The organism is Candidatus Binataceae bacterium, assembly GCA_035294265.1.
Classification (GTDB): Bacteria; Desulfobacterota; Binatia; order Binatales; family Binataceae; genus DATGLK01.
This window is the reverse complement of record DATGLK010000074.1, coordinates 1-22,091: the sequence shown is the minus strand read 5'-3', so window position 1 is coordinate 22,091 and position 22,091 is coordinate 1. Positions and strand designations below refer to the sequence as shown.

General features: G+C 62.6%; 24 protein-coding genes and 1 tRNA gene. 17 read left to right on the top strand and 8 right to left on the bottom strand.

Annotated features, from left to right (window positions below):
- The first annotated feature begins 11 nt into the window (after nucleotides 1–11).
- The 8 genes from fdhF (at nucleotide 12) to VKV28_12310 (ending at nucleotide 9,158) form a co-directional block, all read left to right on the top strand.
- The gene (gene fdhF / locus VKV28_12345; protein HLH77587.1) at nucleotides 12–2,831 is read left to right on the top strand and encodes a formate dehydrogenase subunit alpha; all 2,820 of its coding nucleotides are present in this window, start codon (nucleotides 12–14) and stop codon (nucleotides 2,829–2,831) included.
- A 40-nt stretch (nucleotides 2,832–2,871) separates the two neighbouring features.
- On the top strand, nucleotides 2,872–3,084 hold the full coding sequence (locus VKV28_12340) for a formate dehydrogenase subunit delta (GenBank protein HLH77586.1): 213 nt from the start codon (nucleotides 2,872–2,874) through the stop codon (nucleotides 3,082–3,084).
- Between the two features lie 5 nt (nucleotides 3,085–3,089).
- Entirely contained in the window at nucleotides 3,090–4,010 is a 921-nt protein-coding gene (gene fdhD, locus VKV28_12335; protein ID HLH77585.1) for a formate dehydrogenase accessory sulfurtransferase FdhD, read from the top strand.
- A gap of 21 nt (nucleotides 4,011–4,031) precedes the next feature.
- Nucleotides 4,032–4,487 carry a nitrate reductase associated protein gene (locus VKV28_12330; GenBank protein HLH77584.1) on the top strand — a complete coding sequence of 152 codons (456 nt, stop codon included), beginning with the start codon at nucleotides 4,032–4,034 and terminating at the stop codon, nucleotides 4,485–4,487.
- A 354-nt stretch (nucleotides 4,488–4,841) separates the two neighbouring features.
- Nucleotides 4,842–5,900: an LLM class flavin-dependent oxidoreductase gene (locus tag VKV28_12325; protein HLH77583.1), complete on the top strand. Its 1,059-nt coding sequence runs from the start codon at nucleotides 4,842–4,844 to the stop codon at nucleotides 5,898–5,900.
- Between the two features lie 208 nt (nucleotides 5,901–6,108).
- Nucleotides 6,109–6,981 (top strand): deoxyribonuclease IV, encoded by an 873-nt coding sequence (locus VKV28_12320; protein HLH77582.1) that lies wholly within the window; start codon nucleotides 6,109–6,111, stop codon nucleotides 6,979–6,981.
- Between the two features lie 6 nt (nucleotides 6,982–6,987).
- Nucleotides 6,988–7,989, top strand: a complete 1,002-nt coding sequence (gene trpS, locus VKV28_12315) for a tryptophan--tRNA ligase (protein ID HLH77581.1) — start codon at nucleotides 6,988–6,990, stop codon at nucleotides 7,987–7,989.
- 140 nt (nucleotides 7,990–8,129) lie between these two features.
- A complete protein-coding gene (locus VKV28_12310; GenBank protein HLH77580.1) occupies nucleotides 8,130–9,158 on the top strand; it encodes an aldo/keto reductase in 1,029 nt (342 codons plus the stop codon).
- Here the strand turns inward: VKV28_12310 and msrB are convergent.
- Both msrB and VKV28_12300 read right to left on the bottom strand, forming a co-directional pair.
- Nucleotides 9,155–9,742 (bottom strand): peptide-methionine (R)-S-oxide reductase MsrB, encoded by a 588-nt coding sequence (gene msrB, locus VKV28_12305; GenBank protein ID HLH77579.1) that lies wholly within the window; start codon nucleotides 9,740–9,742, stop codon nucleotides 9,155–9,157. The genes VKV28_12310 and msrB overlap by 4 nt on opposite strands.
- Before the next feature lie 102 nt (nucleotides 9,743–9,844).
- Complete coding sequence (locus VKV28_12300; protein ID HLH77578.1) at nucleotides 9,845–10,405, bottom strand: septal ring lytic transglycosylase RlpA family protein; 561 nt, start codon at nucleotides 10,403–10,405, stop codon at nucleotides 9,845–9,847.
- 329 nt (nucleotides 10,406–10,734) lie between these two features.
- Here VKV28_12300 and VKV28_12295 point away from each other — a divergent pair, with 329 nt between their 5' ends.
- The 5 genes from VKV28_12295 to VKV28_12275 all read left to right on the top strand — a co-directional run bounded on the left by VKV28_12295 (nucleotide 10,735) and on the right by VKV28_12275 (nucleotide 15,179).
- Nucleotides 10,735–11,892 (top strand): ATP-binding protein, encoded by a 1,158-nt coding sequence (locus VKV28_12295; protein ID HLH77577.1) that lies wholly within the window; start codon nucleotides 10,735–10,737, stop codon nucleotides 11,890–11,892.
- 46 nt (nucleotides 11,893–11,938) lie between these two features.
- Nucleotides 11,939–12,325, top strand: a complete 387-nt coding sequence (locus tag VKV28_12290; GenBank protein ID HLH77576.1) for a response regulator — start codon at nucleotides 11,939–11,941, stop codon at nucleotides 12,323–12,325.
- Nucleotides 12,326–12,391: 66 nt separating this feature from the next.
- A complete protein-coding gene (locus VKV28_12285; GenBank protein HLH77575.1) occupies nucleotides 12,392–12,637 on the top strand; it encodes a BolA family transcriptional regulator in 246 nt (81 codons plus the stop codon).
- 8 nt (nucleotides 12,638–12,645) lie between these two features.
- Nucleotides 12,646–12,975, top strand: coding sequence for a Grx4 family monothiol glutaredoxin (grxD, locus tag VKV28_12280; protein ID HLH77574.1), 330 nt, complete (start codon nucleotides 12,646–12,648; stop codon nucleotides 12,973–12,975).
- Nucleotides 12,976–13,115: 140 nt separating this feature from the next.
- Nucleotides 13,116–15,179: an NAD(+) synthase gene (locus VKV28_12275; GenBank protein HLH77573.1), complete on the top strand. Its 2,064-nt coding sequence runs from the start codon at nucleotides 13,116–13,118 to the stop codon at nucleotides 15,177–15,179.
- Here the strand turns inward: VKV28_12275 and VKV28_12270 are convergent.
- The 4 genes from VKV28_12270 to VKV28_12255 all read right to left on the bottom strand — a co-directional run bounded on the left by VKV28_12270 (nucleotide 15,145) and on the right by VKV28_12255 (nucleotide 18,142).
- The gene (locus tag VKV28_12270) at nucleotides 15,145–15,876 is read right to left on the bottom strand and encodes an ATP-binding cassette domain-containing protein (GenBank protein ID HLH77572.1); all 732 of its coding nucleotides are present in this window, start codon (nucleotides 15,874–15,876) and stop codon (nucleotides 15,145–15,147) included. The genes VKV28_12275 and VKV28_12270 overlap by 35 nt on opposite strands.
- A gap of 12 nt (nucleotides 15,877–15,888) precedes the next feature.
- Nucleotides 15,889–16,662 carry an ABC transporter permease subunit gene (locus VKV28_12265; GenBank protein ID HLH77571.1) on the bottom strand — a complete coding sequence of 258 codons (774 nt, stop codon included), beginning with the start codon at nucleotides 16,660–16,662 and terminating at the stop codon, nucleotides 15,889–15,891.
- 7 nt (nucleotides 16,663–16,669) lie between these two features.
- Nucleotides 16,670–17,485, bottom strand: coding sequence for an extracellular solute-binding protein (locus tag VKV28_12260; GenBank protein HLH77570.1), 816 nt, complete (start codon nucleotides 17,483–17,485; stop codon nucleotides 16,670–16,672).
- Between the two features lie 222 nt (nucleotides 17,486–17,707).
- Entirely contained in the window at nucleotides 17,708–18,142 is a 435-nt protein-coding gene (locus VKV28_12255) for a c-type cytochrome (GenBank protein ID HLH77569.1), read from the bottom strand.
- A 197-nt stretch (nucleotides 18,143–18,339) separates the two neighbouring features.
- Between VKV28_12255 and VKV28_12250 the strand changes: the two genes are divergently transcribed.
- Both VKV28_12250 and VKV28_12245 read left to right on the top strand, forming a co-directional pair.
- Complete coding sequence (locus tag VKV28_12250) at nucleotides 18,340–18,966, top strand: TMEM175 family protein (protein HLH77568.1); 627 nt, start codon at nucleotides 18,340–18,342, stop codon at nucleotides 18,964–18,966.
- Between the two features lie 360 nt (nucleotides 18,967–19,326).
- A tRNA-Leu gene (locus tag VKV28_12245) sits at nucleotides 19,327–19,412 on the top strand.
- A gap of 669 nt (nucleotides 19,413–20,081) precedes the next feature.
- On the opposite strand, the gene VKV28_12240 is transcribed toward VKV28_12245, so the two are convergent.
- Nucleotides 20,082–20,435, bottom strand: coding sequence for a hypothetical protein (locus tag VKV28_12240; protein ID HLH77567.1), 354 nt, complete (start codon nucleotides 20,433–20,435; stop codon nucleotides 20,082–20,084).
- 106 nt (nucleotides 20,436–20,541) lie between these two features.
- Between VKV28_12240 and VKV28_12235 the strand changes: the two genes are divergently transcribed.
- Nucleotides 20,542–20,802, top strand: coding sequence for a ribbon-helix-helix protein, CopG family (locus tag VKV28_12235; GenBank protein HLH77566.1), 261 nt, complete (start codon nucleotides 20,542–20,544; stop codon nucleotides 20,800–20,802).
- Nucleotides 20,774–21,058: a type II toxin-antitoxin system RelE/ParE family toxin gene (locus tag VKV28_12230; protein HLH77565.1), complete on the top strand. Its 285-nt coding sequence runs from the start codon at nucleotides 20,774–20,776 to the stop codon at nucleotides 21,056–21,058. The genes VKV28_12235 and VKV28_12230 overlap by 29 nt, the downstream gene beginning before the upstream one ends.
- Before the next feature lie 447 nt (nucleotides 21,059–21,505).
- Here VKV28_12230 and VKV28_12225 read toward each other — a convergent pair.
- A partial coding sequence (locus VKV28_12225) for a DUF1524 domain-containing protein (protein ID HLH77564.1) occupies nucleotides 21,506–22,091 on the bottom strand: 586 nt, incomplete at its 5' end.

Genomic DNA, 22,091 nt, shown 5'->3' with positions numbered 1-22,091 from the left:
GGAGTATCGCCGTGTTAGCTATAAGCGACCAGGACTTGGGCACTCCGGCGGTTACCACCACCGCTCAGATCTCGCTGGAGATTGACGGCCGATCGGTCACGGTGGCGGCGGGAACCTCGCTGCTGCGCGCGGCGGGGATAGCCGGGGTGGCGCTGCCCAAGCTGTGCGCCACCGATTCACTGGAGCCCTTTGGCTCCTGCCGGCTATGCCTGGTGGAAATCGAAGGACGCAAAGGCTGGCCCGCCTCCTGTACCACGCCGGCCGAGGCCGGGATGAAGGTGCGTACGCAAAGCGCCAAGCTAGCGCAATTGCGTCGCAACGTGATGGAACTCTACGTCTCGGACCATCCGCTGGATTGCCAAAGCTGTCCGGCGCAGGGCAATTGCGAATTGGAAGACATGGCCGCGATGGTCGGAGTCAACGGCAGCCGCTACGGCTTTGACGGCGCCAACCATCAGCAGGCCGTGCACGACGACTCCAATCCCTATTTCAGTTTCGACCCTACAAAATGTATTGTCTGCTCGCGATGCGTGCGGGCGTGCGAAGAAGTGCAAGGCACCTTCGCTCTGACGATCGACGGACGCGGCTTCGCCTCGATGGTCTCACCCGGGCAGCGCGAAAGCTTCATGGACTCCGAGTGCGTCTCGTGCGGCGCCTGCGTGCAGGCCTGCCCGACCGCCAGCCTGACCGAGAAATCGCTGATTCAAATCGGCCAGCCCGATCGCGACGTAGTCACCACCTGCGGTTACTGCGGGGTGGGATGCTCGTTCAAGGCCGAGGTGCGCCAGGGCCGAGTGGTGCGGATGGTGCCCAACAAGGACGGCCAGCCCAACTTGGGCCATTCCTGCGTCAAGGGACGCTTTGCCTGGGGCTACGCCACTCATCCTGATCGCATCCTCACGCCGATGATTCGCGAACGGATCGATCAACCCTGGCGCGAGGCGAGCTGGGAAGAGGCGATCGGGTACGCCGCGCGCGGCTTTCGCCGCCTGCAGGAGCGCTACGGGCGCGGCGCGGTGGGCGGAATCACCTCATCGCGATGCACCAACGAAGAGGCCTACCTAGTACAGAAGCTGGTGCGCGCGGTGTTTCACAACAACAACGTCGATACCTGCGCCCGGGTTTGCCATTCACCTACCGGCTACGGCCTCAAGACCGCTTTTGGAACCTCGGCCGGGACCCAAGACTTCGCTTCCGTGATGCAGGCCGACGTGATCATGGTGATCGGCGCCAATCCCACCGACGCCCATCCGGTCTTCGCCTCCCAGATGAAGCGCCGGCTGCGCCAGGGTGCCCGCCTAATCGTGGTCGATCCGCGCCGGATCGATTTGGTCAAGAGCCCGCATGTGCTGGCGGATTTTCATCTGCAATTGCGGCCGGGCACCAACGTCGCGCTGATCAACGCCTTGGCCCATGTGGTGGTGGATGAAGATCTGCTCGACCACGAGTTTATCCGTGCGCGCTGTGAGGCGGCCGATTTTGCTCTGTGGCGCGAATTCATCCTCCGCCCCGAGAACTCGCCCGAGGCCACCGAAGTAATAACCGGGGTGCCCGCAGCCCAGGTGCGCGCGGCCGCGCGGCTTTACGCCGGCGCGCCCAACGCGACTATCTATTACGGCCTGGGCGTCACCGAACACAGCCAGGGCACCACCATGGTTTTGGGGATGGCCAACTTGGCGATGGCTACCGGCAACCTGGGGCGCGAGGGGGTGGGAGTAAATCCGCTGCGCGGACAAAACAACGTGCAGGGCTCGTGCGATGTCGGGTCCTTTCCGCACGAGCTAACCGGCTACCGCCATATCTCCGATCCGGTGCTGCGAGTTAGCTTCGAAGAGGAATGGGGCACTCATTTGGACCCCGAGCCCGGCCTGCGCATTCCCAACATGTTCGACGCTGCCCTGGACGGCAGCTTCAAGGGGATTTACATCCAGGGCGAAGATATCGCCCAATCCGATCCCGATAGCGAGCATGTCATGGCGGCCCTGCGCGCGATGGAGTTGGTCGTGGTGCAGGATCTTTTTCTCAACGAGACCGCCAAGTTTGCCCATGTCTTTCTTCCCGGCTCCTCGTTTTTGGAAAAGGATGGGACCTTTATCAACGCCGAGCGACGGATATCGCGCGTGCGCAAGGTGATCGAGCCGCTGGCGGGCAAACAGGATTGGGAGGTGACTATCGCGTTGGCGCGGGCGCTGGGCTACCCGATGGATTATCGCCATCCAGCCGAAGTAATGGACGAAATCGCGCGTTTGACCCCGATCTTCGCCGGCGTCAGCTACGAAAAGCTGGACCGGCTCGGCAGTCTGCAATGGCCCTGCAACGCGCAGGCGCCGGCCGGCACGCCGGTAATGCACGTCGATTCCTTCGTGCGTGGCCGGGGCAAGTTCACGCTGACCGCTTTCGTGCCCACCGACGAGCGCACCGGCCCGCGCTATCCGTTGCTGTTGACCACCGGGCGAATCCTCTCCCAGTACAACGTCGGCACTCAGACCCGGCGCACCGCCAACGTGGCTTGGCATCGCGAAGACGTGCTGGAGATCCATCCTCACGACGCCGAGCAGCGCGGTATCAAGGACGGCGATCGGGTGGAAGTGCGCAGCCGCGCGGGCGCGATCACGCTGCGCGCCGAAATAACCTCGCGCGTGGCACCGGGTGTGGTCTATACCACCTTCCATCATCCTGAGACCCAGGCCAACGTGGTTACCACCGACAACTCGGACTGGGCCACCAACTGCCCCGAATACAAGGTCACCGCGGTGCAGGTCCGGCCCGCGCCGGTCCGCCGCCGTCAGCCTCAGGCGGCCGGGCAGGGCGAGGCGATCGCGGCTAAATAGCGGCGGACCGGGTGCGATGAATCTTCCCCATTTGATTAAGATGGCCAACCAGATCGGCGACTACTTCGCGGCCTATCCCGATCGGGACAAAGCGGTTAAAGAAATCGCGCAGCATCTGAAAAATTTCTGGGAGCCGCGGATGCGGCGCGAAATCCTCGCGTATCTCGAACAAACCGGGGCGCCTGAACTGAACGAGCCGGTCCGCCAGGCGGTGCACAGTCTGGCCTCCGCGCCGCCCGCGGTGAGCCGATAGGACCGATGATGGGCGGCGGGCGGCACCGTCCCGAAGCGATGGCCGCGCCCGCCATCGTCCCCCATCCGGCCTTCAAGTGGCGCGCCGGTGTTTCGCTCGGCGTCAGCCGTGAACTGCTGGCGGCCGAGGAGCCGCTGGAAATCCGTCTGGGTGGCCGCCGCTTCACGCTGACGATGCGTACCCCGGGCCACGACCACGAGTTGGCGGCCGGCTTTCTCTTCAGCGAGGGCTTCATTGCCAGCGCCGGTGAAATCGGCGAGTTGCGCGCCGTTCCCGGACCCAAGGGCGCGCCCGAGCCCAACGCCGTCGATATCGTGCTCGACGTTCCGGCTGCCGGACTGCGCGAGCGCCTGCGTCGCAACTTCGTCGTCTCCTCTAGTTGCGGAGTGTGCGGCAAAACCAGTATCGAATCGCTCCAACGCCGAATCCTCCCCGTGACCACTGCGATCACGGTGGATGGAGCGCGCCTGCTCGCGATGGTGACCCAGATGCGCGCGGCCCAAACGGTCTTCGAGGCCACCGGCGGCCTGCACGCCGCCGCGCTCTTCGGCCTGACGCCACCCGATGCTGGGCCGAGCCAATTGCCGCTGCTGGCGCTGCGCGAGGACGTTGGCCGCCATAACGCGGTTGACAAGCTGATCGGATGGGCGCTGCTTCGTCAGATGGTGCCGCTCGAGCGCTGTGCCCTGATGGTGAGCGGGCGGCTCAGCTTCGAGCTGGTCCAAAAAGCCGCCGCCGGTGGCGTGCCGATAGTGGCCGCGGTCTCGGCGCCCTCTTCGCTGGCGGTCCAGACCGGCGAGGCGTTGGGCCTGACGATCGTAGGCTTCCTGCGCGAGCACGGCTTTAACATCTACACTCACCCCGAACGCATCCTGGGCGTTGGGAGGGATGCTCGCGCTAGCGGCGGCCAATCTGGTAAGGTCTAGGAGCTTAGGACGAGGGTATTTGTGATTCGTCGCTTTAAATTCGAAGGTAATATCGCCGAGAATCTGGACTGCGTGCCGATGGCGGTGCGGCGCAAGCTGGATCGGGTGGGACTCAAGATCAGCCTCAAACACTGGCAGCAGCTTCCCCGCATCGATCGGCTAGCCATCTGCCATCTGCCGGCCAACTTGGAAGAGGAGCGCGAGGTTTTGGCCCAGTTCATTCGCGAATCGCTGGGGCGAATCAATGGAGAGCCCGGGATACTGCCCGCGGAGGCTCAGGAACAGGCCGAGCCGCCCCCCAACCCACCCGAGGATCTGGTCCAACGCGCCGAAACTTTAGGTTTTACCTTGAACGCTCCCGCCTGGGCCCGGCTCGATCCCGATGAGCGCTACGCCCTGACTAAATTGGGCAGCGGCCAGGAAGCCAGCCACAACTTGGCGGCGGCGCTGAAGGAAATGCTCACCCCAGCGGGTTGATCACCCGGCGCTTCGCACCGACCGCTGCCCCGGCCCCGAAAAGCGGCTTACCTGGTTGGCGGTAGCGCCGCTTCGGAGCATTGACATACCCTACCTTAATCCGCTCCCGGGTCAGCGACGGAAGGTTGCAATTGAACAATGAAGTCCCTAGGGCCAGGGAATTGATGGTTGTCCAGGCTCGCGGCGTCGCAGGCTGTGGCTGTTCAGGGATCGGGCGGGGAGTGCCTGCCACTTTCACTAATGACGACGCGCTTGGCCCATGAAAGCCTTTTCCTTCATTGATGGCTTGAAATCGGCCGGCATTTACTCCAAGTTAGCGGCTGACCGCTGACAGCCTCAGCGTTAGAATAAAGCATGGAATTCGGCGTACAGTTCTTTCCCGACGTTAAGCCCGAGCAGAAAACCGCCCGCGATTATTTTCGCGACACCCTGGAGCTGGCCGAGCAGGCCGACCGTCTGGGCTACACCCACGCCCGGATCGTCGAGCACTACTTCCATCATTACGGCGGATACAGTCCTAATCCAATGCTGTTTCTGGCCGCCGCATCCCAACGTACCCGCCGGCTGCGGCTGGTGACCGGCGCCGTTCTGCCGGTGTTCAATCATCCTCTCAAACTGGCAGGCGAAATCGGGATGCTCGACGCGATTAGCGACGGGCGTCTGGAGGTGGGCTTCGCTCGCGCCTTTCTGCCTCACGAGTTTCGCCGCTTTGGCATCTCGCCCAACGAATCGATGGCTCGCTTCCGCGAGGGGCTGGAGCAGGTCGAATTGCTTCTGACCCGGGAAAACGTTACTCATCACGGCCAGTTCCATACCATCGAAAACACCACCTCGCTGCCCCGGCCGACCCAGAAGCCGCGCCCGAAGTTTTATATAGCCGCGCTCAACACCGCCGAGACCTTCGAGTTTGCCGGCCGAATGAATTACAACGTGATGGCGATTCCCCTGACCGGCGCCGCGATGCGTGAGCTGATCACGGCTTACCGCGAGGCTCGCCGTAAGGCCGGCCATCCCGGACCGGGCGAAGTGATGTTGGCCTTTCACATGTTCTGCGATCGCGACGGTGCCCGCGCCCGCGAGCTGGCTCGCGGTCCGCTGAGCAACTATCTGGCCACCCTGCTCGACGCCTCTTCGGACTGGATTCAAGGAGTCTCCTCGCGCGATTATCCCAACTACGACAAGATCGTCGAGGGGCTCAAACGGATCACGATGGAGCATCTGATCGAGAACTGCTCGGCCTGGATTGGTTCGCCCCAGGAGATTGCCGACTCAATCGCGCGCAGCCGCGAGGAATTCGGGGCCTACGAGCAGGCCTCCCTGCAGGTCAATTTCAACGTCATGCCGCAGCCAGCGGCCCTAGCCTCGGTTCGCCTGTTCGCCGAGGAGGTAATGCCGCGTTTCGCCAGCCTCTGAACCGCGCAGCTCGGGACCGCGCCCGAAGTGGTCTTGGATGGCCACGCCGCCGCACTGCGTTTGATCCGCTGGTCAGCGGCAACTACTTTTAAAGCACGATGGCCTTGGCGTTTGGGCGGGCCATGAACATGGCTAAACGCCTGCTCGACGAGGTCCGCGAGGAGCGGCGGAGCCGATGGCCTGTTTGGAATCGAGGCAGGGAGGAGCGATGAGCAACGAAGCGGGACGGCGTGGACCACTGTTGGGTGCACACATGCCGATCGCCGGCGGGGTGGGCGAAGGCTTGCGGCGCGGGCAGGAAGTGGGCTGCCAATGTATCCAGATCTTCACCAAATCGGCGCGCCAGTGGGCGAGCAAGCCCTATAGCGAAGAAGAGATCGGCGCCTTCCGCGAAAATCAACGCACCAGTGGCATCGCGATCGTAATCGCCCACGACTCTTACCTGCTCAACCTGGGCGCGCCCGACGAGCGGTTGCGCCAGCGCTCGGTTGCCGGCTTTATCGACGAACTCAACCGTTGCGAGGCGCTGGGCATCCCCAACCTGGTGGCCCATCCCGGCTCCCACGTCGGCTCGGGCGAGGCGGCTGGCATTGCTGCGATCGCGCGATCCATCGATCAGGCCCATCGCGCCTGCGCCGGCTTCAAGGTTCGGGTGACCTTGGAGATTACCGCTGGTCAGGGCACCAATCTGGGTTACAATTTTTCCCAGATGGCTCAGATCTTCGATTCAGTACAGGAAAGCGAGCGCCTGCGGCTGTGTTTTGACACCGAGCACGCCTTCGCCGCTGGCTATGACTTGCGCACGCAGGAGGGTTACGACCAGACCTTCGCCGAACTGGACGAGGCCATCGGGCTTGGGCGCCTGGCCGCCTTTCATCTCAACGACTCCAAGAAACCGCTGGGCTCGCGGGTCGATCGGCACGAGGCTATCGGCCAGGGCTTTCTGGGGGTGGAGACTTTCCGCCGCCTGCTCAACGATCCGCGCTTTGCGGAACTGCCGATGTGCCTGGAGACGCCCAAGGGGCCCGATCTCAGGGAAGATGTGGAGGCGTTGGCGCTTTTGCGCGGCCTACTTGCCTGATCCGTCATGAAAAAAATCATCCTGACCGGAGATCGCCCCACTGGCCGGCTCCATCTGGGCCACTTCGTGGGATCGCTCAAAAATCGCATCCGTCTCCAGCACGAGTACGACACCTTTATCCTGATTGCCGACGTGCAGGCGCTCACCGACAACTTCGAGCGTCCCGAAGTCCTGGGTGACAACCTGCTACAGGTCGCGATGGACTATCTTGCGGTCGGCCTGGACCCGGCGCAGGTCAAGATCGTGGTCCAATCTATGGTGCCGGAGCTGGCCGAGCTGACGATCTATTTTATGAACCTGGTGACGGTGGCGACCCTGGAGCGCAATCCCACGGTCAAAGAGGAGATCAAGCAGCGCAATTTCGTCCGCGGCGTGCCGGTGGGTTTCTGGTCCTATCCGATTTCACAAGCCGCCGATATCACCATCTTCAAGGCCCACTTGGTGCCGGTGGGCGAGGACCAGTTGCCGATGATCGAGCAGGCGCGCGAGATCGTGCGCCGCTTCAACCGTCTCTACGGTAAGGTGCTGGTAGAGCCGCGTCCAATGCTGGGCGAGGTCGCGCGTCTACCCGGCACCGACGGCGGTGCCAAAATGTCCAAGTCGCTCAACAATTGTATCTACCTGAGCGATAGCAGGGAGACCCTGCGCAAGCGGGTGATGTCGATGTTCACCGATCCCACCCGTATCCATCCCACCGATCCCGGCCACGTCGAGGGCAATCCGGTCTTCACCTATCACGACGCGTTCAACCCCGATAAGGCGCAAGTGGACGAACTCAAGGCGCGTTATGTGGCCGGAACCGTGGGCGACGTGGAGGTCAAACAGCGCCTGTTCGAGGCGTTGGACAATTTCCTGGCCCCCATCCGCGAGCGCCGCGCGGAGTACGAGGCCCATCCCGAGCGCGTGCGCGAGATCCTGATGGAGGGCACTCGGCGCGGGCGCGAGGTGGCGCGTGACACGATGGGCCAGGTGCGCGCCGCAATGAAAATAGATTATTTCGGTAGCTAGCCTCGGGGCGGGCATGAGCAGCCCATCCCACTATACCCAATGGCAGCCCGGCGATACTGGGGCAAGTCCCGCACCGCAACGCAGGTTTGAAGCGCGCCCACGGTAACATCGACGATGGTGTCGCGACGTTTTGAATTACAATGGCGACTAAATTTTCGCCATCGGAGCAGACCATGGAATATCGCCAAGTAGGAAAATCCGGCCTTCATGTCTCGGCCTTCGGCTTGGGATGCAATCCGTTTGGCGCGGAGGTTGACGAAGCCACGGCGGTGGCGATCGTAAACCGCGCGCTGGAATTGGAGATAAGTTTTTTCGACACGGCGGATTCGTATAACCGCGGCCGCTCCGAAGAGTTTTTAGGCAAGGCCCTGCGCGGGCGCCGGCACCAGGCGATAATCGCAACCAAGTTCGGTAATCCTGTGGGGCCGCGCGAGAGCGATCGGGGCGCCTCACGCCAGCACATCATTGCCGCGTGCGAAGCCAGCCTGCGCCGCTTGCAGACCGACTATATCGATCTCTACCAAGTTCACGAACCCGACCGCCGCACCCCGATCGAGGAGTCGATGGGCGCGCTCGATAATTTGGTGCGCCAGGGCAAGGTACGCTACCTGGGTGCCTCCAATTTTTTCGAATGGGAGGTCTGCGAGGCCCAATGGACGGCCCAGCAGCGGGGATGGAACGGGTTCGTGCTGTGCCAAGACTTCTACAATCTACTCTATCGCGACATAGAGAAGCGGATGGTCCCCTTTTGCATCAAGTACGGCCTGGGGATGGACGCCTATCTGCCGCTGGCGGGCGGCTTGTTGACCGGGACTTATCGTCGCGGCCAAGCTCCGCCCCAAGGCAGCCGCGGCGCCAGCCGCGCCACCTTCCAGACCTGGATCAGCGACCGCAACTGGGACGTACAGGAAAAGCTGATGGCCCTGGCCCAAAGCCGCGGCTGGAGCTTGCCCCAGATGGCGCTGGCGTGGCTGCTGACGCGCCCGATGATGGCAACGATTATCGCCGGGGCCGATTCACCCGCTCATCTGGAGGCCAACCTCAAGGCGTTGGACGTGCGCTTCACCCCTGCCGACCTGGCCGAAATCGATCGCCTCACTCTGGTTGAGGAGGATCGCACGGTGGCGCCGGTATACCGCGTGCTTCATCCCGAGCGCTTCCAGCATTAAGCGCTGCCCGTTTTGGCGGGAACGAAATCCAACGCGGCCGAGTTTATGCAGTAACGCAAACCGGTGGGTTGCGGCCCATCGTCGAAGACGTGGCCGAGGTGGGCCTGGCAACGGGCACAGGTAACCTCTGTGCGGACCATGAAGTAGGACGTATCGCGAGCGGTGGCAATGTTCTCCGGCGCGACCGGCTGGTAGAAGCTGGGCCAGCCGGTGCCCGAATCGAACTTGGTCTGCGAGCTGAATAAGGCGTTGCCGCAGCATACACAGCGGTACAACCCCGGCGCGTGGTTGTTGAAGTACTGGTTGTGGAAGGCCGGTTCGGTGCCTTTGCGCCGGGTGACTTCGAACTGCTCTGGGGTCAACTGGCGGCGCCATTCGGCCTCGGTCTTAACCACCTTGTCCTCCATAAAACTCCCTTTCCTGCGCCCGGCGTCGGTGAACTCAACGATCTCCACCCGCTCCTGGGCGGCACCTATTCCACCCGCCAGCACCACTGCCGCCGCCAGCGGCACCAGCGCCAACCCCATTAGCAGGCGGCGCCGACCGATTGGTTCATGCACTACCGGGCCAATCCGCAATAACATAGAATTAATCCTACTCCTTCGCAGGACCGAGATAAAAAGAATCCAGCCCTGCGCGTAGTTTAAGCCATCGCGGGCGACCGAAGTTCCCGAAGCTTGGGGGTGCTAAAAACCGGCGATTTCGCTGGCCTGGCGCGCGTATATCAGCCGAGCGTAGGATTCGCGAGAGCGCCGATGCCTGATTTTCCTGCGGGGAAAACCGCAAACCTCTGGATGGGCTGGGGTGGCTATCACACGCACCGAGACCGGGCTGACACCTTTGTGAATCATGGCCAGGCGACGCGCCGCTTGGCGCGACAGGTCCAATTGACGGCCGTGAACGTAGGGGCCGCAATCGTTAATTCGCACCGCTACCGAGTGTCCGTTGCTCAAATTGGTCACCAATACCTTGGAGCCCAAGGGCAAGGTGGGCGATGCGGCGGTCAACCGTGACGGATCGAAACGCTCGCCGCTGGCCGTGCGCCGTCCCGCGAAGCCCGGGCCGTACCACGATGCCATCACGACTTTGGCAGGCCGGGCGGAAACTTTGGATGGCACCACTGCGATGGCCGCGGGCGAGGGCAGGCTGTTCCTCGCTCCAGGGGCGCAGGACATCGCCACGGTTGCGAACAGACCGGCAACCAGCGCGCGAGCGCTTAGGACCACGAGGTTCAGCTTTCTTTCCATCAGGGTATCTGCCTGGCCCGCGGTAAAGCGAAATCCATGCCACCGACTGACTGTGGCACTTTCGGTCATTTCGTCGATCCAGTTCGCCAACTTTTTGTAAAAATTACCCAAATCGACTAAGGGTCAGGGCCATGGCCGGTTGAAGAGGGGAAAGCTTGCTACGCTACGCGCCACCGATGCTACAGTAAACGGTTAGGAAAGCGGGGAGGCGGAATTCTCAAGATTGCGGAGGCTCCGTGGTCAGGGGTCGCGCCATGTGCGCGCTGCGTGAGGATTGGCCCTGCCGGTCGCTGAAGCGGCTGGCGATAATCAAACCCGGCCAAATACAAATGCTTGGCTCTGGCGTGCTGGGCTACCTGTTAGCGGCGTTGTTGGTGGTGGCGGCGCTGATCATTACGCTGTCCGTTATCCCCGAGCGCCCGCAAACCCCGTTGTTCTTCGCCGCTACCTTAATCTGCGCATATGTGGGTGGAATCGGTCCCGGACTGATCGCGGCCCTGCTGTCATCGCTGGCGGTCGCCTACTTCATAGTGCCGCCGACCCCGTCTTGGAACCTGTCGGTCGCCGATTTGCCGCTATTGGTTACTACCACCTTGTCCGCACTCTTCGTGGGCTGGTTGGCTGGACGTCAGAAACGGACGGATGATCTCTTGCGCCAAGCTCGCGATAGCCTGGAGTTGCGAGTACGCGAGCAGACTGCCGATCTCGTCACTAGCCACCAGGCCCTGCAGGCTCAGATTACCGAATCGAAGCAGGCCGAAGCGGAGTTGCGCCAGACTCGCGGTGAACTTTCTCGGGTGGCGCGGGTGTTAATGATGGGCGAGTTGGCGGCATCCATCGCCCATGAAATCAACCAACCCCTGGCCGCGATCGTGACCAACGCCGGCGCCGGGTTACGCTGGCTGGCGGCGGCCACGCCCAATCTCGAGCAATCGCGTGCCGCCCTGCATCGCATCGTGCGCGATGGCGAGCGGGCCGGCCGAGTTCTCAGCCAGATCCGCTCATTGGTCAACAAGGCGGCACAGGCGCGTGACCCAGTGGATATCAACCAATTGATTGGCGAGACCCTGCCTTTGCTGCGCAGCGAGATCAACGAGCATCAGATAACCTTGAGCACCGAGTTTGCCACTTTGCCGCCGATCGATGGCGACCGGGTCCAACTTCAGCAGGTGCTCATCAATCTGATTCTCAACGCCATTGAGGCGATGCACGCCGTAAGCGTACGCGCACGCCACTTGACGATTTGCACCGCGCTTGGTGACGATCACTTGCTGCGAGTAGAGGTGCGCGACCGTGGGGTGGGGATTGACCCGGCCGCGGCTAACCGCTTGTTCGAGACTTTTTTCTCAACCAAGCGACGCGGGATGGGGATGGGACTGTCGATCAGCCGAACCATCATCGAGGCTCACGGCGGCCATCTGTGGGCGGAGGCCAATCCCGGGGGCGGTGCGATTTTTCAATTCACCCTGCCCTTGATCGCTAAATGAGGATGGCTTCCCTGGACCACCGCGGCGAGTTCTCGGAGGTTGAGTCGTGACCGAGCCTGGGGAGGCATTTATAGCAATCGTGGACGACGATGAGTCGGTACGCGAGGCGCTGGAGAGCCTGTTCAGCGCGGCGGGCTACTCGGCGAGTTGCTATGCTTCGGCCGAGGAATTTCTGGCCTCTGCGCGCGCCAAAAAGGCCTCCTGCCTGCTGCTGGACCTGCGGATGGCGGGGATGAGCGGACTTGAACTGCAGCGCCAGTTGGCCACCACGGCGACGCCGCCTCCTATCATCTTCATGACCGCGTTGGACGATCCCTTGGTCATCGCACAAGCCCGGCAGGGCGGCGCCGTGGACTTCCTGGTCAAACCCTTTAGCGAGCAGGCGCTGTTTCAGTCGGTGCAGGCCGCCCTTCAGCGTCGCCCGCGGCGCTAAAGGCAGGGCTTCAGGCAACCCTCCGGTGGTGGATTCCACCGCCGTCTTGGAGCTACAATCGGAAACATGTCAGCGGAAGAGGTAAAACGCCGAATCGAGGCCGGGCTGCCAGGCGCCTATGTCGAGGTGCGCGATTTCACCGGCACCGGCGATCATTTTGAAGCGCTGATTGTCAGTGATAAATTCGCTGGACTGAATCTGGTCCAGCGCCATCAAACGGTATATCGAACTCTGGGCCAGGCGGTTGGTGGTGAAGTACACGCCCTGACCTTGAAGGCATTGACTCCCGAACAGTATGGCCAACAGAGGTAGCAGATCCCATGGCTGAAGACGTCATCGAGAAAATCGAGAGTGCCATCCGCGGCAACAAGGTGATGGTTTTCATGAAAGGTACGCCGAGTTTTCCTCGCTGCGGCTTCTCGGCCGCCACGGTGGAGATGCTGGAGGAGCTGGGCGTGCCCTTTGGTAGCGCCGACGTGCTGTCCGATCCCGATTTGCGCGAAGCCATCAAGGTCTATAGCAATTGGCCCACTATCCCTCAGGTCTATATCGACGGCCAATTCGTGGGCGGCTGCGACATCCTGCGCGAACTCTACGAAAGCGGCGAGTTGAAGACCCTGCTCCAATCCGCGCTCGCGCCACGCCAGTAGGTTCTCCGCCCCCAGCCCATACAGGGCCCGCTCCGCCTTGCGCCTTGAGGTGACGCGGCCCAGTTGACCATCCGCCCGAGCAGGGTGGCAGGCCAACTGGCGCCCTACCGGTCGCTTGGAAATCCGATGAGGAGGGTCCAGTGAAAGCAGGCGCGGAGTTCTTCAACTTATACAACCACGATTTTGTCCGACTGGCGGTGGCGACTCCGCTGCTGCGGGTGGCCGATCCAGCTTATAATGGCGCCCAGACTATCGCCCTGATGGAGCAGGCGGCGGCCGAGCGCGCGGTGCTCGTGCTGATGCCAGAGTTGGGGCTCTCGGCCTATAGCTGCGACGATCTCTTCCACCAGCGCGCGCTACTGGAGGGTTGCGAGGCGGCGCTGGAGCAGATCGTGGCGGCCAGCGCTAAGCTGCCCATCCTTGGCGTGGTGGGCACGCCCCTGCAAGTCGATCACTTCCTGTTCAATTGCGCGGTCGTGTTCGGTGCTGGCCGCATCCTGGGGGTGGTGCCCAAGAGCTATCTGCCCAATTATCGCGAGTTCTATGAGTCGCGCCAGTTTGCCCCGGCGGCCGCTGCCTCCAGCCAGGAGATCGAGCTGTGCGGTCAACGCGCGATTCCCTTCGGGAACAATCTGCTTTTTCGTGCGCGCACGCAGCCGCTGTTCACCTTTCACGTGGAGATTTGCGAGGATCTGTGGGTGCCGGTACCGCCCTCGGCCTACGGCGCGCTGGCCGGCGCCACCGTCCTGCTCAATCTGTCCGCTTCCAACATTACCGTAGGTAAAGCCGACTATCGCCATCAACTGGTTGGTGGCCAGTCGGCCCGCTGTCTGGCAGCTTATCTCTATTCTGGCGCCGGACCGGGTGAATCCACCACCGATCTGGCCTGGGACGGTCACGCTCTAATCTACGAAAACGGCAGCCTGCTCGCGCAATCCGAGCGCTTTGCCCCAGGACCGCAACTTATCAGCGCCGAGATCGATCTTCGCCGCCTAAGCCAGGAGCGGATGCGCCAGGATACCTTCAACCAGAATGCGCGAGGGGAGCGCGAGCGCCTGCGCGGCTTCCGTACCCTCGACTTCGATTTGCAGCTGCCCCGTCAGGGTCGGCTGTTGCTGCGGCGAGATTACGAGCGCTTTCCCTACGTGCCGGCCGATCCGGCGCGCCGCGACGAGCGCTGCGCCGAGGTGTACGAGATTCAGGTTCAGGGGCTGGTCAAGCGAATGGCGGCAAGCGGGATCGAGCGGCTGGTAATCGGGGTCTCCGGCGGCCTGGATTCCACCCAGGCTTTGCTGGTCAGCGCCCAGGCCTTGGATCGGCTGGGCCATCCACGGACCAATCTGCTTGCCTACACGATGCCGGGTTTTGCTACCAGCCGACGCACCCTGGAGCAGGCGCGCCGCCTGATGGCGGCGGTGGGATGCCAGGCGCACGAGCTGGATATCCGCCCGGCCGCCGGCCAGATGCTGCGCGACATCGGCCATCCCTACAGCGACGGCCAGGCGGTATACGATGTGACCTTCGAGAACGTGCAGGCCGGCGAGCGCACCTCCCATCTATTTCGCCTGGCCAATCTCCATCAGGCACTGGTGGTGGGCACCGGCGACTTGAGCGAGCTGGCGCTGGGGTGGTGCACTTACGGGGTGGGCGATCAGATGTCGCATTACGCCGTCAACGCCAGCGTGCCCAAGACCCTCATTCGCCACGTCGTGCGCTGGGTTGCCGACCGCGGCCGGCTGGGCCCGGAGGCAAGTGAGGTGCTGCGCGATATTCTGGCCACCCCGGTCAGCCCTGAGCTGGTCCCGGGCGCGGGCGATCACGAGCCGGCGCAGGACACCGAGGCGATCATCGGTCCCTACGAGCTGCAGGACTTCAACCTTTACTACATCCTGCGGTTCGGGTTTTTGCCCTCGCGGGTAGCGTTTTTGGCTTACTGCGCATGGGGAGACAGCAGTCGCGGCCAATGGCCCGACATACCCGCTGCGCAACGCCACCAGTACGATCTAGCCGCGATCAAGAGTAATTTAAAAATTTTTCTGAATCGATTCTTTGGCTTAAGCCAGTACAAACGCAGTTGCATCCCTAATGCACCCAAGGTCGGATCGGGCGGCTCGCTTTCGCCCCGCGGCGACTATCGCGCCCCCTCCGACGGAGAGGTCGCGGTCTGGCTCAGCGAGCTGGAGCGGATTCCGGAGCGGAGCTGAGATCGGCGCTGGCCAGCAGGCGCGCCAGCAGCGGCGTGGCGGGCGCGGCGGCCAGCTCCTCCCACGCTCCGCTCTGCACGATGCGCCCCTGCTCCATTACCAGGGCCTGGGGGCAGAGCCGGCTTAAGATGGCGCTGCGATGGTCAACCGCGAGCAGCGAGAAGTTAAGGCGCCGATGCCATTGCATTAGGGCGGTGAGCAGATCGGAGGCCGTGGCCCAATCCATCCCGGCGAACGGTTCGTCGAGCAACACCAGCTCGGGACGCGGAGCTAGCATCCGAGCCATCGCGACCCGGCGCGCTTGCCCACCCGAGATATGGTTGGCGCGCGCTCGCCAAATCGGGGCCAACTCAAGCCGCTCTTTGAGTTCACCCAGCCATTGTCCGGCGGCATCATTGGGCGTGCGCAGGCCGAAGCAGACGTTTTGCGCCACACTCAGATGCGGGAAGAGCAGATCGCGCTGGGCCAGATAGCCCAAGCGGCGTTGATGCAACGGCATCGGCGGCGGAAATAGCCATCGCCCGGCGAAGCTGATATGCCCGCGGTCAGGCACCTCGAAGCCGGCAATACACGACAGCACCGTGCTTTTGCCTGCGCCCGAGGCGCCAAAGATCGCGCGCCGCTCGCCGGGCGCCAACCTCAGGGCCACCTCGACCACGAAGTCGCGTCGCGCCTTGACGATTTCCACCTCCAGCATCGTGACCGCCCCTCAATGCTCCCGCGCCAGGCCGTCCTGGGCCAGGGTGTGAATCAGCCAGGGCAGCGGTAGTGCGGTAACTAGAAAAATCACCAGCAGTGGCATCACCGCGGGCAGGCCCGCGTTCTGCAGATTGATCCACAATTGCACCGGCATTCCGGCCGGATAATAGGCGGTCACGATCACCGCCCCGAATTCTCCCAACGCGCGCAGCCAGGCGATGCTGATCGCCGCGGCCAGCCCCAAGCGCGCCATCGGCAGGGTCACGCGGCGGAAGGTTTCGCCCGGCTTGGCTCCGAGCAAGCCGGCGATATCCTGCAGATCGCGCGGAACCGCGGCCAAAGCGGCGCGCGCGGTGACAATATAGTAGCCGATGCTGACATAGACCTGGGTGGCGACAAACGCGATTGGGCTGTTGGCGGTGGGCACGCCCAAGCGCATTAGGAGGGCACCGATGGTGGTGCGCGGACCGTAGGCGGTGGCCAGCAACAACCCCATCGCCAGCGGCGGCATCAAAACCGGGAGCAGCACCACGCCTTCCCACACGACCAATTCCGCTCCGCGACAGCGCGCCAAATAGCAGGCCACCGGTGTCCCCAGCGCGATGTCAATCAGCAGCGCCAGGGCAGTCAGCAGAAGCGAGACTCGCACCGCCGCGGCGGTTGAGCCGGGCACCTCGCCGTCCCATCGCCAGCCCCCCACCGGCGCCATCAAACCCGCCAGCGGGTAGAGCAGCGCCAACGCGAACAACGCCATCAGCAGGCGTGGCCACCAGCGCGCCGGCACGCCGTTCTCAGGGCACCAGCGGCGCCGCAGCGCCGGGGGAGCTGTAGGATTCTAGCTTGAAGATGGCCTCGGCCTGGGACGAGCGCAGCCAGCGCACCAAACGCTCGCCCAGTGCCGGATGGGGGCCGGTGCGCAGCGCGGCGGCGTAGAACACCAGCGGCTGTGGCCGCGAGCTTTTGCCTGCCAAGCTCACCGATACCTGATCGTAATAGGACTCCATCGATGCTTGCCCCAGATTAATCTGTGGGGGCAGTTCGATAAAAGGCAGATGGAAGGAGGCCGGCTGGGTGCGGTACGCAAAGGCGGCATCGAGCTGTCCGGCCTGCAGCCTCGCCATCAGCTCGGGTTCGGCGAAAATCTGCCGGCGGTTAAGCGCACTGCCTAGAATACGCTTGGCCAGACCCGGCTGATCGTAGAAGCGTTCTGCCAGATCCATCACATAAAGCGTATTGAGCCCCAGCGGGTCGGTTAGCGGATCGCTGCGCCCCAGGCGCAAGCCCGGCGTGGCCAGCACCTGCCACCACGGAGAAGCGAGCAGCGCCTTGGCAAAGCGGCTCTGAGGATTGTAGGCCAGCACCATCTCGGTGCGCGCGATCGGCCACGCCCGCGCGGCCTGCTTCGCTCGCAGCACCAGCCGCATCGGTCCGGGGGTGACCGCGATAAACACGTCGGGTCGGATAGCGCCGCCCACGATCAGATGGGCCAAGGCGAGCGCGCCCTGACCGCGGCCGCGAAGCTCCAAGCCGAGCGCCTGGGCTACGCTGCGACGAATCGGCCCCTCCATCAGAGGACCCATCGAGCCCGCGTAAGCGACCTCGACCACCGCTAACCGCGCGGCTCGCGCACACCGTGGGAGCATCGCGAAGGCAGTCAGCCCCCACACGATGAGGATCAAGTAGGCAATTGGCCGGCGGCGCCAAGCTAGAATTGACCGCAGAGTAAGCGACAGCACGACCTCGATTTATGCCACGATACGAGTACATTGACAATCAAAATGGCCTCTGTGGCGGGCGCGCCGTCATTTCGTTGGCGCAGGGAGTGCAGGTCATTGGCGCAGGGAGTGCAGGTAGGCGGCCACTGCCTCGGCGTCGGCTCGGTCCATCCTATAGGCGGGCATCGGCGCGCGCGGCGGAACTCCGCCGGGGGTGGCACCGGTTTCCAGAAAGCGGGCGACTTGGGCTTGGCTCCAGCCGGCAGGCAGGCCGGCAATCGAGGGAGCATAGAGGGCAAACCAGGGCACCGGTTTGCCGGGATGGAAATGCAATTGGGCGCCTTGGAGCCAATGGTTGGGGTCGGGCTGATTCTTGATTTTGGGGCTGTGGCATTCTCCACACATCGCAACGTTATTTACCAGGTAGCGGCCGCGGGCGATTAGGTCAGTCCCATCCTGGGCGAACAGCGCGTGGACCCCGATCGGCGAGACACTGGCCGCCGCGGCGGCGATCAGAATGATCAATATTCGAAACCGGCGTTTGCTCATGCTGGTTATCCCCGCCGTCCGGCACTTGGCCGGGCGCCTTTCTGTTTTGATTTTGCATGCTTGGTGAAAGTCAAGGAGGTTGTCAACAGCGGGCGGTCGGTGCGCACAGCCGCTTGCCGCTTGCTATGGGCCTCGTCAATATAGATTTTGTCAAACCTATGCGCGTAATCGGGCGGTTCCGACAAGGCGAGCTGAATTTGGGGCGGATCGAAGCGCTCAGCGACGGTGTATTCGCGATCGTCGTCACTTTGTTGGTACTCGATCTGACGGTTCCCAAGCTCGCCAATCCGCGCAGTACCGGCGAGTTGGCCCACGGTCTGGTGGCGCTGCTGCCCAAGCTTTTGAGCTGGATGCTCAGCTTCGTGATCGTGTGCAAATTCTGGGTCAATCATCATCATATATTCAACCTGGCCTCCCACGCCGACTACAGCCTGGTGTGGCTCAACGCGATTTTCCTGATGTTCCAGTCCTTCATCCCCTTTCCGACTGCGCTGATGGGGCGTTATCCGAGCAACCCACTGGCGGTTAGCCTGTTCGGCCTAACGATGGCCTTCAATACGCTGCTCTTCATCACTCTGCACGCCCATGTGTTACGCCATCTGCTCAAGCCCGAGCTGGTCGAGCGGGTAGACCCGCATATCATCGCCAAGTCGTTTGCGGGACCACTGACCTACTCGCTGGGCGCGGCTGCGGCCTGGATCAACGTGGAGCTGGCTTTCGCGATCTATTTGATGACGCCGCCGTTCTTTATCGTGCCGCCGCAATTGCGTCCGCTCCCCCGCGCCGTCGTGCCCGCGCGCGCCGCTCGTGGCCTGGAGCCCTGACCCCCCGCGGTTCCACCATGCCTCCACCCGTGCGCCGCTGACGTCCTGTAGGCGGACGCGCAAACCAGGACCGCTTTTATGAGTCAGCGCATGACGCGATGGATGGAGATGATGGGGGAGAGCTAGGCCCCGTGCCAGGGGGCGTGCTGTCCCTTGGTGGTGTAAACCGTGAGAGAGTTTGACCTGAACAGTCGGGAACTGCCGCGAACCTGCGTCAAAGTTGGCGGGTAGGTGAGGCTTTGCTTGGCCGTACCGACCGCCTGCCGATGATAGGTTATTCCAGCGGCGCGCTTCACCGCCTGCCGCTTCCCAATCCGCGGGCTTTTGGGCAGACTGGATAACCTGGATGCCGGCGCTTGGGCCGAGGTGGCGAAATGGCAGACGCAGAGGACTCAAAATCCTCCGTGGGTAACCACATGCGGGTTCAAGTCCCGCCCTCGGCACCAAAATTCTCCCGACAATTGCTGCGATTTCTAGCGCGGAAGGCTTTAGCCGTTAAGCCCTCTGCGCAGATTTCGCGGCTGACTTTGGCCGAACTTTGGCTGTTCGATGGGGAGTGGCGTTGGTAGCTGAGCTAAGTTTCGACATCCTGACCCCGATAACGGCCGATAGCTTCTACACGGCAAAGTCGTGGGTTGCCTATTGAGTGCGCGTTTCTTCAATGTACAATGCGACGCTGCTAGCTCAGGTGATCTGTTGACGGCGAGGCCCAAAAAAAATGCCTCGCTGGCGAACCCGCGTAGGCCAAGAGCGAACGGCAACTGGTCCGAGGGTCATCGCTCTTTTGCCAACAGAGTGTCAAGCTTCTTCTTTCAACGACCAATCGCCTGCAAGTGGAGGTGAAATCTCGACCGAGCGGCGACCACGACTGGCGGCGAGATTTTGTCTATTCGCGGCTTTCAGCTGCCTCGAATGGAAGTGCGCGGTGATGCCCTTGGCCGATCCGTTGGACCAACTACGCGAGGCGCTACCGGACGGCTGGACAATGAGCCGAGAGAGCTTGCCGCCAGCGCTCGGCGTCTTCTTGGATCATGTTGGCAAGGGCCTAACAGTAGGCCGCCGGAATTTGCCGGAGCTTGTCAGCACGCCCCAATCATCCGGCGGCCACGGCGCGCTCAACCGCCTTCGGCGATTTCTCGATGACTCTGAGAAGAATCCGTGCTGGTCGGTCTGGCAGCACGCCCCTGCTCCCATTCTTGAACCATACGCACGCTGAAGCCAAATCGCACCGCGAACTCTGCCTGAGATATCCTGTACTTTTCGCGAAGCGGCTTCCCGGTGACATTGAGCACAATGTCGACGAAGAACGGATTATAGCGGCCTACCGTGCCTGGCGGGCGGCCCTCGAAGCTCCAGCGAACGTACGCGCCTGAGTCGCGGACGGGCGAAAGTGAAGCGGCCAGCCGCTGAATGTCGTGGCGTTGCGTTCGACGAACCCGCGCACACGTCGTTGCTTCGCCGCTGCTCATGAACGTGGGGCTTGTGCGGATCGATCTTTTGAGGCGGGAGCAGCCGCGGCACGGGCGGGCCGGGTGGCTTGCCCAAGGCTTGTAATCAATTGTATTCTCTTTGATTATGGCTGCCGAAAAGACCACCACGATCCGTATGGACCCGCACACGCTGAAGCGTGTCGACGGGATTGCCCGCGCGATGAGCCGCTCGCGAGCATGGGTTATCAACCAGGCCGTTGAGCGTTATCTCGACTACGAGGAATGGTTCGTTGGTGCCGTCAAGCGCGGCCTCAAGGAGGCGGAGGCCGGCGAGCTTGCGGAACACGAGACGGTGGTGAGGAGATGGGAGAGCAAGCGTGGGGCTAAAGTGGACGCGCGCCGCTAGCCAGGATCTCGAATCGGTCGAGCGATACATCAGCCGGGACAACCCCGAAGCGGCGATCGACGCCGTGCTTGAGATCATTCGACGCGTCGAAACACTCGCGCAGCATCCCGGCATGGGACGGCCGGGGCGCGTGGAGGGAACGCGCGAACTGGTTCTCGGTGGCCTCCCATATGTGGTTCCATATATCCATGAGGGGGACACCATCGTCATTCTTCGCGTTCTTCACGGGGCGATGAAGTGGCCCGAGAGCTTTTGAAGGTGTGGCCCGGCCCTTCAGGTCTCGACGGCGCGGCCGCAGTTTCCCGGTGCCTGCCGCACGTATAAGCCAACCGCTTGTTTATTACGAATAAGCGTCAGGCCCCAACCACCGCGAACGACGCTGACCAAAGCCCCACGAGATCAAGGAAACCCACCGGCTAGATCTTCACGGTCGTTCGGCGTTTTTCACCCGGTTACGGCACCTCATAGGCACCTCGAAGGACGCTACTTCAACGCTTTGGCTGAAGTACCACACTTTCCAGGTTTCTTGAGAACTTTTCACGGACCTGCGCCGGCAGGCCAGCTCGTCGTTTAAGATCCCAACTCTCTTTAGCAACGCTCCTGCTAATGCGCTGGCATATTGCCACTCCACGCCGACGTCTTCATAAGTCGAACACGGCTTGAACCTCGGAAGTTGGTCCCCGCTTGGGCAGCCTCGCCCGGCTCACGACGCCGCCTCCTGCGCGACCCGGTCGGGACTCCAGATCCGCTCGGCAAGTTGCCGATAGAGTGCCTGACGCTCGTCGAGGTCGGCCTTCTTGAATTCGGAATGATGCTTGAACGGAAGCCCACACTCGCCGATAAAGCGCCGAAATCCAGGATTATGCTCGTAAGTCTGCTCGTGAAGGCTCCGCGCAAGAAGATTCTGACCCAGGTAATGAGCGCGTTTCTTCTCGTAAGGCTGATCGCCGTAACTCGCGTTGAAGCTCTTCGGCAGAAGCAGCAGACCCCCTATCCGGTTGCGATATTCCTTGAACTCGCTCGAATGGGCGAACTCGTCGGCGTGGCGCTCAGGATGGTCGGCCCAAATGTGCTCGATCTCGTATCCGTTCCTTCCGCGCTGTGCGTATTCGGAATAGCGGGAGGCTAAGCCGGAGCTGGTTTCCACATAATCGGTCATACGCGCCAGCAGGCGATGAATCTGACGGCCGTTCATACCGTGGAGCCTGAAGCCGTCGTTGCTGGCAAAAGTCTCCGTCTCCGCGTCGAGCCGCTCGCGGAGCAGCGCGGCCAGCTCGGGCGCGCTCTTG

Excerpts from the sequence above, each read along its gene's own strand:
- VKV28_12340 (HLH77586.1), top strand. The coding sequence starts at position 2,872 with ATGGCCAACCAGATCGGCGACTACTTCGCGGCCTATCCCGATCGGGAC.
- fdhD (HLH77585.1), top strand. The coding sequence starts at position 3,090 with ATGATGGGCGGCGGGCGGCACCGTCCCGAAGCGATGGCCGCGCCCGCC.
- VKV28_12325 (HLH77583.1), top strand. The coding sequence starts at position 4,842 with ATGGAATTCGGCGTACAGTTCTTTCCCGACGTTAAGCCCGAGCAGAAA.
- VKV28_12320 (HLH77582.1), top strand. The coding sequence starts at position 6,109 with ATGAGCAACGAAGCGGGACGGCGTGGACCACTGTTGGGTGCACACATG.
- trpS (HLH77581.1), top strand. The coding sequence starts at position 6,988 with ATGAAAAAAATCATCCTGACCGGAGATCGCCCCACTGGCCGGCTCCAT.
- VKV28_12310 (HLH77580.1), top strand. The coding sequence starts at position 8,130 with ATGGCGACTAAATTTTCGCCATCGGAGCAGACCATGGAATATCGCCAA.
- msrB (HLH77579.1), bottom strand. The coding sequence starts at position 9,742 with ATGTTATTGCGGATTGGCCCGGTAGTGCATGAACCAATCGGTCGGCGC.
- VKV28_12300 (HLH77578.1), bottom strand. The coding sequence starts at position 10,405 with ATGGAAAGAAAGCTGAACCTCGTGGTCCTAAGCGCTCGCGCGCTGGTT.
- VKV28_12295 (HLH77577.1), top strand. The coding sequence starts at position 10,735 with ATGCTTGGCTCTGGCGTGCTGGGCTACCTGTTAGCGGCGTTGTTGGTG.
- VKV28_12285 (HLH77575.1), top strand. The coding sequence starts at position 12,392 with ATGTCAGCGGAAGAGGTAAAACGCCGAATCGAGGCCGGGCTGCCAGGC.
- grxD (HLH77574.1), top strand. The coding sequence starts at position 12,646 with ATGGCTGAAGACGTCATCGAGAAAATCGAGAGTGCCATCCGCGGCAAC.
- VKV28_12270 (HLH77572.1), bottom strand. The coding sequence starts at position 15,876 with ATGCTGGAGGTGGAAATCGTCAAGGCGCGACGCGACTTCGTGGTCGAG.
- VKV28_12255 (HLH77569.1), bottom strand. The coding sequence starts at position 18,142 with ATGAGCAAACGCCGGTTTCGAATATTGATCATTCTGATCGCCGCCGCG.
- VKV28_12240 (HLH77567.1), bottom strand. The coding sequence starts at position 20,435 with ATGAGCAGCGGCGAAGCAACGACGTGTGCGCGGGTTCGTCGAACGCAA.
- VKV28_12235 (HLH77566.1), top strand. The coding sequence starts at position 20,542 with ATGGCTGCCGAAAAGACCACCACGATCCGTATGGACCCGCACACGCTG.